The following is a 14,955-nucleotide window of genomic DNA, read 5'->3' as shown; positions in this document are numbered from 1 at the left end:
TTCGCTCATTCTAGTGGCCGCGGCGGGCCAGGTCAGCTACGCCAATCATACCTGCTGCCGAGCCCAATTCCGCGGTTGCAACGCGAGCAAGGGGGCGATGCCCAGCGCCGACTATATCCCGGCCCATGGCAGCGGTGGCTTCCTCTAAGTACATATCCGCATCTTGGGACACGCCGCCGCCAATGACTATGAGCTCCGGATCAAGCACATCAGCCACGATGGATAGGCCTTGGCCCAACCACTGCCCAAAGTTCTCCATTACCGCAATACCAAGTGGGTCTCCCCCACGTGCCGCGCGTGCAACCTGCTCACCGGTGGGATACGGCGGCAAGGAGGTCTCATAGTTTGGGCGCAGTTCGCGCGCGGTATCCGGCAGGGCCGTGCCAGACGCATAGCGCTCCAAGCAGCCCCGTTTGCCACACGAGCACTGCCTGCCATTGGGAACCACAACGATATGACCAAATTCCGGAGCAGTTCCAAACGCGCCGCGGTAGATGGTGTCGTGGGTCATCAAGGTAGCGCCAATGCCGGTGCCGACCGCAAAAAATACCCAATCCTTCGCACCGCGCCCCGCGCCAAAGCGCCATTCTCCCCAAGCAGCGGAGTTGGCATCATGCTCCAACCGGACATGCAGCCCCAAGCGCTCCGCAAGGTTTTTCCGGACGGGTGCATTCCGCCACGGAAGATGCGGGGCGAAGCGGACGGTCTCACACTCTGGATCCAAAAATCCCGCAACAGCAAGGCCCACCGCACCCACGGGATAGTCTGCGCGCAGCTCCTCAACAATTGCTACTAGGTCATCATCAAGTTGGCGCGGGTCGCCCGAGGTTGGCATGGTGCGACTCGCGAGGATGTCCCCGTCTCGAGTAATTACTCCACCGCGCACATTGGTGCCACCGACATCGAAGCCGATAGTAAGATCGGCGGAGTTGTTTTCAAGCATGGATATCAGAATATACCGACAACCGGGCCAGGGTCACATCAAGCCATAAGCTTTCTCAGCCGCTGCCCCATAATCTCCCAGCTCCAGTGCTTTTCGACGTGCCTGCGTCCCGCCTGCCCCATACGAGTACGCATTTCCGGCGAGCGCAAGAGCGCCTTCAAGGCAGCCACGAGCTCATCAACAGATGTGCCCTTGACGACGATCCCCGTCTCCTCCGTAATAGTCTCCGGCGCTCCCCCAGAATCACCAGCGACGACCGGGACCCCGCAGGCCTGTGCCTCTAGGTAAACAATGCCCAAGCCTTCTACGTCCAAGCCTCCGCCGCGAGTGCGCGCCGGCATGGCAAAAATATCCGCGGCATGAAGCGCAGTTTCGATGCTGGGAGCCGGCTGAATCACCGCATCGGGGCAATAAAGCTCCGCCAATTCTTGCAACGCATCGTGATAACGCCCGCGCCCAATCAGCATCAACTGAGCATCCGGGAATTCTTCTCTGACCTGCGGCATCGCCCGCAATAATTGGTCTTGCCCCTTGCGCGGGACTAAACGGGAAATGCAGACGATGGTAGGTCCGGTCACTCCGAACTCCGCCTTCGCGGCCGTGCGCTGGGCAGGGGTTGCGGGAGAAAGCGAATCTAGGCTGACTCCAGAGGGCAGGTGAGCCCACTCTGGGTGCGGGCCAAGAGGCCCGCACAGGCGCCGCAGAGTGTAATCCGAGATATATGTAATGACGTCGGCGTTATTGCCAATCAACCGCAGACATTGCCGGGCAAGTGGAACCATAGACCAGCCCACCTCGTGGCCATGCGTCGTTGCCACCACGCGGCGCGCCCCCGCCCGCCGCGCAGCCTTGCCCATCAGCGCCAACGGTGCCGCCGCACCAAACCACACGACGTCAATGCCTTCCTGCCGGATGATCTCCTGCATGCGGCGCGTGGTTGCGAGGGTGGGCAGCATCACGCGGTACGGCCACCGAATGACTTTATAGGCAACAGAGGCGTCATAGTCCTCAGGCGGCTCTTGGGTTGAAGCGAATACTACGACATCGTCTGGGTCAAGCGCTTCAAGGTAGTCCCGCAGGTAGGACTGGATTCCACCGACTTTGGGAGGAAAGTCATTCGTTACCAGCAGTATGCGGGCCACTTAGAATCGTGCAGTCCCCGAAATAGGCATCGAGTTGAGCGGCACGACCTGAACCGGCACGCCATAGGTCGAGGCGTGTACTACCTGGCCGTTGCCAATGTACATTCCGACGTGGGTAACTCCTGGGTAGTAGCCCACGATATCGCCAGGCTGCAGCTGATCAACCGGCACGGAGGTGCCACCTGCAATTTGTGCTTGCGAGGTACGCGGAATGGTCTTCCCAATTTGCTGGTATGCCCAGTACATCAGACCAGAGCAGTCGAACTGGTTCGGGCCGGCAGAACCCCAGCCATAGGGCGAACCCAGCTTGGACAGAGCCGCAGAGCTAGCGCCATCAGCGATCTCTCCCAGGTCGAAATCCAGCTTATCCGTGCCGCCGAATTGCCCTTCCCAAGCTTCGCGCTGCTCATCGCTCAGCGCATCCACCTGAGCTTCGATGTCCGCCTGCTGCTTTTCCAGCGCATCCTTTTGCTTTACCAGCTCATCGCGCTGCTTTTCGAGGTTCTTCTTTTCCTCGCGCACCTTTTTCGCAGCGTCAGCGGCTTCTTGCTGAACCGCTTCAGCCATTGAGGCGGCATCTGCCTTTGCATCGAGGGTGCGTTGCGCCTTGCGGGAAAGCGCACCCAAATATCCCATGCGTTCTACGGCGTCTGCTGGGTCTTCTGCAGCCAGAGCGCCCGAAACGGCGGAACGGGAGTCTCCACGGTAGCGGGACTGTGCCAAATCGTCCACGCGGCCTTGCTGCGTAGAGACATCGCCCTGCGCGTCATGTACGCGTTTTTGGGCCTCTGCGGAGTCTTGCTCCGCTTGAGCGACCTCTTCTTCCTTGGCCGCGAGCCTATCTTCTAGCTCTTTGACTTCCTCATTCTTCGCAGAGACCTTACGAGCGACCTCTCCGACGCGATTCACCAGATCGTCGACGTTTTCAGAAGCAGATTCTTGGTTCGGTTCCGCCTCCTGCGCGATAACTTGCGGGAGGCCAGAAAGAGAAGTGACAGCGAGGACTGCGGTTAATGCAGCGGCTGGGAGCACACGTTTAGACACAAGAAGACCTTCAACTCAAAATTTTCAAAAATCGAATTTACTATAGCGGGTTTTAGCCGCCGTTGCACAACAAAACCCTTCCCTCTTTCACAAAGGGAAGGGCATGTCATTTCACTGCCAATTAGAAGCGCACAGCGTTGTTAATCGGCATGTAGTTCAAGTCGCGCTCCTGCACCGGGGTGCCGGAGTTAAGCGCGTCGATGATGGTGCCGTTGCCGGTGTAGATGCCGACGTGGGAAGCGCCACCGTAGTAGGAAATGATGTCACCAGGCTGGAGCTGGTCCAGGGAAACAGGGGTACCGCCCGCGGCCTGAGCCTGGGAGGTACGCGGAATCTGAACGCCAGCCTGGGAGTAAGCCCAGCTGGTCAAGCCGGAGCAGTCGAAAGCGTTTGGGCCAGCAGCGCCGTAAACGTACGGCGAGCCGAGGACGGAGCGTGCAGCTTCCAGAGCCTTCTGACCAACGGTGGATGGTGCCGGAGCAGCCTGCTGCTCTGCAGCAGCGACGAAGCTGTCGCCACCCTGGTTGGAAACCTGGCCCAAAGACGGGACATACTTGTCAATGTTTGGGACCTGGTCAATGTTCGGGACGTTTTCCAGACCGGCAACCTCGAAACGGTAGTCGGTATTAGGAACAACGACCTCGGCAGCCTGAGCGACGCCTGGGGCGGCGACAGCTGCGGTTGCAGCGATGGCTGCAGTAGATGCGATACGACGGGTATTTACAGTGCCCTGACGACGGTGCTTTGCCACGAGAAAAACTCCAAATCTTCCTACGCGTCTACTTTTCCTTGTAGAAAAGCTCTGACCCTAGGGCCTAGTGTTCATTGGAGGACCGTTCCTTTAGGCCTTCCTCCACTCGGCCCCTCAGTAGGAGGAGCCAGATGCGACGCTTTAAATTTTCATTTCCTATTGAGCACCTTTTCGGGCGGTAACTCAATGTCTCAAATAGGTTACGAAATCATCACAATCAATGTCCATTCACGACCCCGGATCCGGCTTCGTTACACGTTCGTTATCTTATTTTGACCAAGCCGAGACAAACACGCCATAACGAACATCCAATAAAGCTATTACTGAATTTTACTGGCCATACACTGCAGAAATAGCCGAAAGTCACGCACTCCGCAACCGGCAATCCACTCCTCGAACCCCAAATAAAGAGTGCCAAAAAAGTTATATGTGAGGTTCCTCACACGTCTTTTGGTTCGGCCCCTTCCGTGTCAACAGACTAATTCTTTAACAGACCCTAGCCATTCAAAAAATATTTAACCGCAATCCGCAACTGGCTAACATTACTTGGAATATGTGGATCCCAAACTGAGCTCCAGGCCCCTTCTCGCTATACAAGACCAGTTGCTGCTCGTCTATGCCCGCCCCTTCAACGCGCAACATCGGAACAACCCCTATATGCCGTAGGTCCGGCGACAAAGTTGCTTTCCTTGGCTTGTGTAGAAAATTCGCCCTCTGTGCCGCGTGGGTCTGCCTACTATGCCCGGAAATTCTGCAGCTTTTTCATCCATCAAAACGAACCATCCAGCGTCAATACCAGCACCAGCCCCTGTCACCCCCGTATGCGCTTGCAACAAACTCGACGGTCACTCCAGTCGCGTTGGTGGCACTTACGCGACGACTGCTATGACTACACGCTGCCTCAATTCTTCGGTTGCACCACTGCATTCGTCACCATAAACGGCGCATCAAATATCCCACAGTGCAGAGGTGCCTACAGGCTCAATTTGTTAGGCTGAAAATTGGCTGTCCTGATACTGAATTTCAGCTGAAATTTCAAATACACCGTGCTGCCGTGACCGGAGAGCCATGGCTCGATACACCGTTTACTTTAAAGAATTGGAGAAGAAAATGCGTAGAACGCTTACCTTAGGAAGCGTCTTACTGGCCACTTCGCTAGCAATCACTGGCTGCGGCTCCTCTGGGGGGCCAGAAAAGGCTCTTAAGAATGCCGCTGACGAGCAAATGGAAGTTCACACAAACCTATTGGAAGCTGCTGAGCAACACCAATCTGGCGACAGCAAAAAGGCCGAAGAATCGGCACACGAGTGGGTAGATCAAGCTAATGAATTCCAGACAGATTATCTCTGCAAAGAGCAGCGGAACCCAGTATCCCCAGATGAAGTTGTTGCGACAGTCCAAAGCTTGAATCCCTCTGATGTTCCAAGTGAAGAAGAACTCAAGGAGCTAAAAGACAAAAAGGACGATGCGCTTAAAGATCTAGAAGAGTCTGATTCCTCGTCAGATGATGAAGCTTATGTAACTTCAGATAACGAAGATTTTGCAAACTATTTCAATACCAGCGAAATCGAGTTGAAGAAGGAAGATGGAGACTGGAAAGTTTGCGACAGTTCTTTCCAGCTCTTTTAAACAGAACTTCGAAAAATCGATTGTTGCTCGTTGCCTTCTCATCGAGCAATATTTGGACTAAGACATTGAAATAGTCCGTTGATCGTTGAGAGTTATTTTCTTCGATCCCCTAACGAGGTAAAAAGGCCCCCTTCGTATGGGATATAGGCCGACACTACATCCCTACAATCGTATCGGACTAAGGCGCCAATCTCGCTGACACTTTTGAATACTGCCTGACGACTCTAGTTTCGCCAGGCAGTTCTTTCGTTTGGTGTCGAGAGCATCGACTATGCGCCTTGGACCCGAATTACCCTGCCTTTATGCAAAGGCCTACTAGGGATGAGCTCGGTAGCCCTTTTACAAGCGCTGACACTACTTCTATTCTCGCGATAGAGATCCAGTAGCCGACGAAATACTCTTCGCTTCCTAAAACAACATTGTGCGAGGTTTCCTCGTCCAACAAACAAGCACTAGACGCTTAAAGGAGTGCTTGAGGTAGAGAATCTAGACAACAGAACCGCCCGCAGCAATCAATACATTCAAAAACAAACAAGCCCGCTGTTCGCCCAATTTCAGGCGGACAGCGGGCTTATTTAGTGAGCGTGTATCGAGCTAACCCAAGGAGAGGCTAGATGCGGCCGTTTTCCTCGTCATCACGACGGTTGGCCTCGTTGAGGCGGCGGAACATCTCCGCTTCCTCCTCGTGGTTCTCCTCGTGAATCTCGTGAACGCGGCGCATGAGTTCCGGATCATCCGGGCTGAAGGTGCCCTGGATTTCGGAGTCGGCGTAACCAAGGTGGTTAAGTTGCTTCGGCACCTGAGCGCCTGCGTACTCAAGCGGTACTGCGTGGCCGTGCTCGTCAACGGGGCCCAGAGGCTGGTGGACCTCAATGAAGGCGCCGTTAGGCAGCTGCTTGATAACACCGGTAGCGATACCGTGCTCAAGCACCTCGCGGTCAGAACGCTGGAGACCAACGCAAATGCGGTAGGTCATGAAGTAGGCAATCGGCGGCAAGATGATCAGGCCGATACGGCCCACCCAAGTCATCGCATTCAGCGAAATCTGGAAGAAGTGCGCAACGTGGTCGTTACCACCGGACAAGGTGACCAGCAAGAAGAACACGATTGCTGCTGCACCAATTGCGGAGCGGGTAGGAACGTCACGCGGACGCTGCAGAAGGTTGTGGTGCGCATCGTCTCCAGTGAACTTCTTCTCCAAGAACGGGTAGGTGATAAGCAATACGACCATCAGGCCACACAACAGGGCTACCCAGAACGCGGAAGGAATCGTGTAGTTGCCCAAGTACAGCTCCCAAGCTGGCATGACACGAGCCACACCGTCTGTCCAGAGCATGTAGATGTCGGGCTGGGAACCTGCAGAAACCTGGGAGGGGTTGTACGGACCAAGCAACCAGATGGCGTTAATGGTCAGCACACCGGACATAAGAGCCAGCACACCAGCAACCATCATGCCCATACCAATGGCCTTAGTTGCGAAGACCGGCATAATGCGGACACCGACGACGTTGTTCTCTGCACGACCCGGTCCAGGGAACTGGGTGTGCTTCTGGAACCAAACCATGATCAAGTGGGCTGCGATAAGGCCCAAGATGATGCCTGGGATGACCAGAACGTGGAGGATGTAGAAGCGGTCCAGCATCAAGTCGGACGGGAAGTCGCCGTTGAAGATGGCCCAGTGCAGCCAGGTACCGATAATCGGCAGACCCAGGATGATGGCGGACATAATGCGCAGACCGACACCGGAAAGCAGGTCATCCGGCAGGGAGTAACCGAGGAAGCCCTCGATCATGCCCAGCAGGATAAGGGTGCAACCAATAATCCAGTTGGCTTCGCGCGGGCGGCGGAAAGCACCGGTGAAGAAGATGCGCAGCATGTGCGCAACCATCGACATCATGAACAGTAGTGCTGCCCAGTGGTGCATCTGGCGGACAAAGAGGCCGCCGCGTACCTCGAAGGAAATATCAAGGGCCGTTGCGTAGGCGCGCGACATCTCAACACCGTTAAGCGGTGCGTAGGTGCCGTCATAGATGACCTTCGTAATAGAAGGGTCAAAGAAAAGCGCCAGGTATGTACCGGTTAGTAGAAGAATGATGAAGCTGTACAGCGCCATCTCACCGAGCATGAAGGACCAGTGGGTCGGAAAGACCTTGTTCAGCTGCGTCCTAAGCACGCCGGCGGCGCTGTAGCGCTCGTCCATGTTGTTGCCCATTTGGGCGAGTTTATTGCTCATTATGACTTACGCTCCCAGAATGCCGGACCGACAGGCTCAATGAAGTTGCCCTCTGCAACAAGGTAGCCCTCATCGTCCACCGTGATAGGCAGCTGTGGCAAAGCACGGGCAGCTGGGCCGAAGACCGGCTTACCGTAGTGCAAAGCGTCGAACTGCGACTGGTGGCAGGGGCACAGGATTCGGTTGGTTTGTGCCTCGTACAACGAAGTTGGGCAACCAATGTGAGTACAAATCTTGGAGTAGGCGTAGTAATCGCCGTGGTGGAAGTCTTCCTGTCCCTCACGCTCGATTGCCTTCTGCGCATCGGAGTGGCGCAGACGAATCAACATCACCGCATTGCGGTTGCCATGGATGGAGTGCATGTGGTTTTCGTATACGTCGCGCTTGGCGTCGTATTGATCACCGTCGTTAACGTCTTCTTCCGCAAGCGGGAAGACGGTCTCCATGCCGCCGGCGGCCAAGTCCTCTGGGCGAACGCGCACGAGGCGGGTAACACCTTCGGTGGTGTAGTGCTCGCCGGACTCACCGGAGTGCTTCTCAGCAATGGTACCGGTATCACGCGCGAGGTAAAGCTTGACGCCCTCCTCGTGCAACGTCCAACCGGAGGTCCACAGCGTGCCGTCACCGGCGTAGTTCAGCTCGTGACGTACCTTCCATGGGTTGCGGATTGCGCCAGCGAGCGGTGCGATAACCGTCAAGCCGAAGAGCACACCGGCTCCACCGAGAAGACCCTGGATAGTCTTGCGGCGACCGAGCGTGGAGGTCTTCCACGAGTCGTTCAAGAGAGCGGTAAGAGTACGACGGTCAACTTCTTCCGAAGGACCATCGTGGCGACGCTGCACTGAAATCTCTTCCGGCAGAATCTTCTTGACGTACTGCACGATGGCAAAGCCGAGTCCAAAAATGGACAGTGCGGCGGTAATACCAAGCAGCGGGGTGTAGAGAGTGTGCCATACAAGGCCGTCCTCCCCTAGCTGCTTGTACTGCCAAGGCCAGAAGAGGTAAACGCCCAAGAAGCCCAAGCCGCCGATAACGGAGATTGCCAGCCAAATGGCGACGTTGCGCCCCGCGCGCTTTTCTGCGGGGTCACCTTCAACCGGGAAGCGCTCCTTACGGAACGCTACGGTGACATCATCGAGCTCGGTACCAAGTGCAGCAAGTTCATCATTGCTCATCTTATCGAGCTCTGCGTCAGTGTAATTCTTTTTCACATTGCTCATGAGCGCGATCCAATCCACATAGCAGCGGCGCACAGGGCGCTGATACCAATAATCCACATTGCCAGGCCTTCAGCTACTGGGCCGAGACCTCCAAGGTCCCAACCGGCTGGAGACGGAGTCTCTTCTGCTGACTTCAAGTAGGCGATGATGTCCTTCTTTTCGTCTGCAGTCAGCTGGCGGTCAGAGAACTTCGGCATGTTCTGCGGACCGGTCAACATTGCCTGGTAGATCTCCTGCTCGTTAGCAGGTGCGAGCTCAGGAGCGTATTTACCGGAGGAAAGTGCGCCACCCTGGCCGGTGAAGTTGTGGCAAGATGCACAGTTCATGCGGAACAGCTCGGAACCCTTAGCAACGTCTTCGGCCTGAATCTGGCCGTTGTAGTTAGCGCCACGAAGGGATTCCTGGGCGATGCTTCCATCGTCGTTGTAGACGATGTCCGCGCCGCCACCGTTAGCTGCAACATAAGCGGCCAGCGCCAAGGTCTGCTGCTCGGTGTAACGCGGAGCCTTGCGCTCTGCCTGAGCATCGTTGGACATCATCGGCATACGGCCGGAGTGAACCTGGAAGTACACCGAGCCGGCACCGATACCTACGAGAGAGGGGCCACGGTCTTCGATGCCCTGCAGATTGGCACCGTGGCAAGTGATACAAGCGGTGTCATAGATGTCCTTACCCTCTTGAACGAGGGCTTGGTCATCTTTTTCCGCGGTAGCGACCTGAGCGTCAGGTGTCAAGGCAGAGGCCAAGACGCCAGCGCCGGTCAAACCGATGGCCAAAGCGAAACCACCTGCGAGGGTGCGCTTCGCCTTGCGGCGACGGCGGGTCTTCTTAGCCGTGGCAGTGGTCTGCTCCACTGCCTCGGACTGCGAATTGTTATCCATCATTTTCCTTTAGATAACTCGAACACGGGAGGACTGTTTTGGGGAGAGGTTCGCCGACACTACTGAATCAAGTAGATAACGGTGAACACACCGATCCACACAACGTCAACGAAGTGCCAGTAGTAGGACACTGCCATGGCGGCAGTAGCCTGTGCCGGCGTGAATTTAGATTTAGCGATACGCGCCAGAATGATTGCAAAGGAAATCAAACCGGCGGTTACGTGCGCAGCGTGGAAGCCGGTGATGATGTAGAACACCGAACCAAAGACGCTGGACTGTACCGTCACGCCTGCGTGAATCAACTCAGCCCACTCAAACGCCATGATGCCTAGGAAGACAACACCCAATACCAGCGTGATGGTGTACCAGAGTCGAAGCTTGTAAACGTCACCCCTTTCTGCGGCAAACACGCCGAACTGCGAGGTCACGGAGGAAGAAATCAACACTGCAGTAATGAGAAAGCCCATTGGCAGGTTGATATGGGCAGTGTGCTCTGCCCAATCGCCTTCCTGGCCGTTCGCTCGCGAGGTGAACCACATCGCGAACAGTCCGGCAAAGAACATCAATTCCTGAGACAGGAACACGATGGTGCCCACGCTGACCATATTGGGTCGGTTCAGCGAGGCAACACGTGGTGCTGTCATACCTTGGTTAGAAACTACGCTCGTCACAGTGGTAATTATGGCTGTTCTAGACTCTAAAGTCACTTCAATTCCCCCCGCTTCCGCCATTCGGTTTTCACCAAATTGCCAGCTACCGATAAGGAATGTCTTGTGGCCTACCAAGATTAATTACCTGGGAACTTTTTGTATTCTTTTCCGACGAGACATCAACGCAGGTGACACACTTAAACTTCATCTATAGCCACGATCACTACCTTTTTGTCCGCTCGAATCACGACGATCCATCCTTCATTCGCAACCGATTTGGACAAGTTTCTTAGAGAGATAAATCACACGGCGGTTTCCGGGGAAAATTGCCCGTTTGCAACTTTCGGATGACCCCCGCAGAAATAGGGGTTTACGTGCTGGGATGCCCTTTTGCTGCCCACTTAAAACCTGGGCGCAACCGCTCTCCCCCTCCCCTAAAAAAGTTCTGGATTCTCGGGAACTTTCCTATTTGGTTAACGACGAGGATCGCCAAAGCCCTCCCCACCGTGGCGTGGTGAGGAGGGCTGAGAAGTTTAGGCAGTGGTTGCGACTAGATATGTACTAGTGCTTTTCCTTAGGCAGGCCATACTGCAGGGACAGGCCGGCACAGGCTGCAATCAAGCAGACAGCGCCCAAGGCAATGAGCCAGTAGTACAGGAAGATGACGCCAAGGCCCAAGAATCCGATGGAACCTGCCATGGCCAGTGGCCAGATGGAGCTCGGGGAGAAGAAACCCAAGATACCAGCGGAGTCTTCGGTCTCTGCTTCTTCCCAGTCTTCCGGCAGAACGTCGCTGCGGTTATCGGTGAAGTGAAGGTAGCCACCCAGCATAAGGCAGAGCATAACGGAGAGGAACATGCCTACGATGCCAACCCACTCGGCGCCGTAGAGGTAACCATCATCCTTCACGAGGGTGACGCCAAAGATATAAACAATCAGCGAGACGAAAAGGTAAGTCGCGATTGAGTAAAAGACTTTCGATGTTGCACGCATTGTGTAATGTCCTTATCTCTTATGCCGCGGTCTTGACGTAGTTGTCACCATCGGCCGTGTCACGCTCGCCGGAGAACGGGTGGGTGGTAACTGCGTACGGATCCTGGCCAATTTCCTTCAACGCCTCAGCGTTGGTGGCATTCGGGTTCTTCTCGCGGAAGTCCATGTAGGCATTGAAGTCCTCTGGGGAGACAACGCGAATCTCGAAGTTCATCATGGAGTGGTAGGTACCGCACATCTCGGCACAACGGCCAACAAAGGCGCCTTGCTTATCAATCGACTCGACCTGGAAGCTGCGCTCCTGAGCGTTAGATTCAGGGTGTGCATAGACGTCGCGCTTGAACAAGAACTCCGGAACCCAGAATGCGTGAGAAACGTCAGCGGAAGCCAAACGGAACTCGATTGCGGTATCGGAAGGAAGAACCAGAACCGGAACCTCCTCGGTGGAACCTACGGTCTCAATCTTGTTGTAGTTGAGGTAGGAAAGGTCGCCCTTGGACTTACCGTGAATTGGGTTGGAGTTATCCACGCCTTCAGGGTCATGGGCGGTCTTTTCCGCTTCGGCCTGGCGCGCTTCGTCCGCACCGTTGTAGTTCTCACCATTGACGCGGTTCTCGGCATAGCCGAACTTCCAGTTCCACTGGAATGCAGTGACGTCGACAACCACCTTTGGATCCTTATCCAGTGCGGTGACCTTTTGCTGGGTCTGCACCGTGAAGAAGAACAAGGCCATGATGATCAGGATTGGAACGATGGTCAATACCATTTCCAATGGCACGTTGTACTGCGTCTGGCGCGGGAATTCACCCTTGCCATCGCGCTTCGCCTTCTTCGCGCTCCAACGGAAAATTGCAGTAAGGAATAGGCCCCACATGATGAAGCCGACAATCCAAGCTGCAACCCAGACCCAGATCCAGAAGTTGTACATTGCCTCAGCCTCAGGGGTCACACCCTTTGGCCAACCGAATCCCAGGAGGTTCTCTACAGCAGTTGGCGCCTGAACGTCACAACCAGCCAGGGCGAGACCGCCTAGGGCAAGTGCGCCAGCTACGCCCGCCTTACGGGCGAAGGTGCGCTTATTACGCTGTCCCACGTGTGTTCTGCCTTTCTGTCCACACAAACTTCTCGAATACTCACAGAGCACCCTTACCCAATCAGAATAATGGATAAATGCTTGGTTCCCAGCCTTTTTGAAGCTTAAAAGGAGACCCAGGGCGCTCAATTTATATCCACGTTCCAGTAGGTTACCGCCCCACCTGCACAATGTTCCAACCGTACCCCCAGTCACCGCCTTCACCATGTGCCTTAACTCACAGGGAAGTATTCCGCCCATCATCCGAAAGTTCGCACCCTTACGGGGAAGCTCAATTTAAGCTTTTCTGCAGCTTCTTCCAAGCCGTGGCGCTTTCTGGTTTCTCCCCCACGCACCGTAAAGTAGAACAACGAGCACTAGTCGCTTAATTAAAAGGAGCTATCTTTACATGTGCGGACTTCTTGGCATGCTCGCGGCCACCGGAAACGTGGACAAATATGTCGACGCGCTCGAGCGGTCGCTTCCTTGCATGCACCACCGCGGACCGGATGCAGCCGGTACTTGGCATGATGGCGACGCCGCCTTCGGCTTTAACCGCCTGTCCATTATCGACTTGGAACATTCCCACCAGCCCCTGCGCTGGGGCCCTGAGGATGAACCAGAGCGGTATGCCCTTACCTTTAACGGCGAGATCTACAACTACGTTGAGCTCCGCGAAGAACTCAAGGCCTTGGGCTATACCTTCTATACGGAAGGTGATGGCGAACCCATTGCGGTGGGCTACCACCACTGGGGCAAGGACGTCGTCGAGCACCTCCGCGGCATGTTTGGCATCGTTATTTGGGATACCAAGACCAAGACCATGTTTGCCGCGCGCGACCAGTTTGGCATCAAGCCGCTTTACTATGCCACTACGGACGCCGGCACGGTCTTTGCCTCCGAGATGAAGTGCATCCTGGACATGGCCGAGGACATTGGTCTAGAACTCAACCTTGACCGCCGCGCTATCGAACACTACGTGGATCTGCAATACGTGCCGGAACCGGAATCTTTGCACGCCAATATTCGCCGCGTGGAATCCGGCTGCACGGTGACCTTGAAGCCGGGTGAGGAGGTCGTATCCGAGCGCTACTTCAAGCCACGTTTCCCAGTCCAGCAGGTTTCAGAAGGCGAAGAACAACAGCTCTTTGACCGCATTGCAGAAGCGCTGGAGGATTCCGTCGCTAAGCACATGCGTGCCGATGTCACCGTTGGCTCGTTCCTCTCTGGCGGCATCGACTCCACCGCCATCGCTACCCTGGCCAAACGCCACAACCCGGATCTGCTGACCTTTACTACTGGCTTCGAGCGCGAAGGCTATTCCGAGGTGGACGTGGCCGCGGAATCGGCGGCAGCTATCGGCGTAGAGCACATCGTCAAGATCGTTTCGCCGGAAGAATATGCCGAATCGATCCCAAAGATCATGTGGTACTTAGATAACCCGGTGGCCGATCCTTCCCTCGTGCCGCTGTACTTCGTGGCCCAAGAGGCCCGCAAGCACGTCAAGGTGGTCTTGTCCGGTGAGGGCGCCGACGAGCTCTTCGGCGGCTACACCATCTATAAGGAACCGCTGTCCCTCGCGCCATTTGAGAAGATCCCTTCTCCCCTGCGCCAGGGCCTGGGCAAGCTCTCCCGCGTACTGCCGGATGGCATGAAGGGCAAGTCCCTACTTAACCGCGGCTCCATGACCATGGAGGAGCGCTACTACGGCAATGCGCGGTCCTTTAACTTTGAGCAGATGCAGCGCGTTATCCCATGGGCCAAGCGCGAATGGGATCACCGCGAGGTCACCGCACCCATCTATGCGCAGTCTGAAAACTTTGACCCGGTAGCCCGCATGCAGCACCTTGACCTATTTACCTGGATGCGCGGTGACATCCTGGTCAAGGCCGATAAGATCAACATGGCCAACTCCTTGGAGCTGCGCGTGCCATTCCTGGATAAGGAAGTATTCAAGGTCGCAGAATCCATCCCGCACGATCTGAAGATTTCCCACGGCACCACCAAATATGCGCTGCGCAAGGCCATGGAACAGATCGTTCCCGCGCACGTGCTCAACCGCAAGAAGCTGGGCTTCCCAGTTCCCATGCGCCACTGGTTGGCCGGTGATGAGCTCTACGGCTGGGCGCAAGACACCATCAACGATTCCCAGACCGAGGATATCTTCAACAAGAAGGAGGTTCTGGAGATGCTCAAGGAGCACCGCGATGGCGTCTCCGATCACTCCCGCCGCCTGTGGACCGTACTATCCTTTATGATCTGGCACGGCATCTTTGTGGAAAAGCGCATCGACCCGCAGATCGAGCAGCGCGACTACCCAGTCAAGCTTTAGGCCGCATTGGGTAAAGCTCTACACCGAGCCATAAAGACATAAAAAGAGGGTGAGTGCCGTGAAGC

The 14,955-nt window shown here is 55.6% G+C and carries 12 protein-coding genes; 2 read left to right on the top strand and 10 right to left on the bottom strand.

Annotated elements, in window-relative coordinates:
* Positions 1–10: 10 nt before the first annotated feature.
* The 4 genes from ABRP98_RS00260 to ABRP98_RS00245 all read right to left on the bottom strand — a co-directional run bounded on the left by ABRP98_RS00260 (position 11) and on the right by ABRP98_RS00245 (position 3,880).
* Positions 11–943 carry an ROK family protein gene (locus ABRP98_RS00260; protein ID WP_349856978.1) on the bottom strand — a complete coding sequence of 311 codons (933 nt, stop codon included), beginning with the start codon at positions 941–943 and terminating at the stop codon, positions 11–13.
* Positions 944–981: 38 nt separating this feature from the next.
* Positions 982–2,085 (bottom strand): glycosyltransferase family 4 protein, encoded by a 1,104-nt coding sequence (locus ABRP98_RS00255; RefSeq protein WP_349856977.1) that lies wholly within the window; start codon positions 2,083–2,085, stop codon positions 982–984.
* Positions 2,086–3,129, bottom strand: coding sequence for a C40 family peptidase (locus ABRP98_RS00250; RefSeq protein WP_349856976.1), 1,044 nt, complete (start codon positions 3,127–3,129; stop codon positions 2,086–2,088).
* 121 nt (positions 3,130–3,250) lie between these two features.
* A complete protein-coding gene (locus ABRP98_RS00245) occupies positions 3,251–3,880 on the bottom strand; it encodes a C40 family peptidase (protein WP_284851948.1) in 630 nt (209 codons plus the stop codon).
* A gap of 1,068 nt (positions 3,881–4,948) precedes the next feature.
* Between ABRP98_RS00245 and ABRP98_RS00240 the strand changes: the two genes are divergently transcribed.
* On the top strand, positions 4,949–5,509 hold the full coding sequence (locus ABRP98_RS00240) for a hypothetical protein (protein ID WP_349856975.1): 561 nt from the start codon (positions 4,949–4,951) through the stop codon (positions 5,507–5,509).
* A 610-nt stretch (positions 5,510–6,119) separates the two neighbouring features.
* Here the strand turns inward: ABRP98_RS00240 and qcrB are convergent.
* The 6 genes from qcrB to ctaC all read right to left on the bottom strand — a co-directional run bounded on the left by qcrB (position 6,120) and on the right by ctaC (position 12,579).
* A complete protein-coding gene (gene qcrB, locus ABRP98_RS00235; protein ID WP_284782419.1) occupies positions 6,120–7,742 on the bottom strand; it encodes a cytochrome bc1 complex cytochrome b subunit in 1,623 nt (540 codons plus the stop codon).
* Positions 7,742–8,962, bottom strand: coding sequence for a cytochrome bc1 complex Rieske iron-sulfur subunit (qcrA, locus tag ABRP98_RS00230; protein ID WP_284852533.1), 1,221 nt, complete (start codon positions 8,960–8,962; stop codon positions 7,742–7,744). The genes qcrB and qcrA overlap by 1 nt, the downstream gene beginning before the upstream one ends.
* Entirely contained in the window at positions 8,959–9,846 is an 888-nt protein-coding gene (gene qcrC / locus ABRP98_RS00225) for a cytochrome bc1 complex diheme cytochrome c subunit (RefSeq protein ID WP_284769491.1), read from the bottom strand. The genes qcrA and qcrC overlap by 4 nt, the downstream gene beginning before the upstream one ends.
* Before the next feature lie 56 nt (positions 9,847–9,902).
* Positions 9,903–10,514 carry an aa3-type cytochrome oxidase subunit III gene (ctaE, locus tag ABRP98_RS00220; RefSeq protein ID WP_369707792.1) on the bottom strand — a complete coding sequence of 204 codons (612 nt, stop codon included), beginning with the start codon at positions 10,512–10,514 and terminating at the stop codon, positions 9,903–9,905.
* Between the two features lie 540 nt (positions 10,515–11,054).
* Entirely contained in the window at positions 11,055–11,486 is a 432-nt protein-coding gene (gene ctaF, locus ABRP98_RS00215; RefSeq protein ID WP_284769490.1) for an aa3-type cytochrome oxidase subunit IV, read from the bottom strand.
* Positions 11,487–11,505: 19 nt separating this feature from the next.
* Complete coding sequence (gene ctaC, locus ABRP98_RS00210) at positions 11,506–12,579, bottom strand: aa3-type cytochrome oxidase subunit II (protein ID WP_349856974.1); 1,074 nt, start codon at positions 12,577–12,579, stop codon at positions 11,506–11,508.
* Positions 12,580–12,967: 388 nt separating this feature from the next.
* Between ctaC and asnB the strand changes: the two genes are divergently transcribed.
* On the top strand, positions 12,968–14,890 hold the full coding sequence (gene asnB, locus ABRP98_RS00205; protein ID WP_349856973.1) for an asparagine synthase (glutamine-hydrolyzing): 1,923 nt from the start codon (positions 12,968–12,970) through the stop codon (positions 14,888–14,890).
* Positions 14,891–14,955 lie beyond the last annotated feature (65 nt).

This window comes from Corynebacterium sp. KPL2838, from assembly GCF_040225455.1.
In the GTDB taxonomy this organism is placed as follows: domain Bacteria; phylum Actinomycetota; class Actinomycetes; order Mycobacteriales; family Mycobacteriaceae; genus Corynebacterium; species Corynebacterium rhinophilum.
The sequence above is the reverse complement of the archived record's forward strand: the minus strand, read 5'-3'. Positions and strand labels throughout refer to the sequence as shown.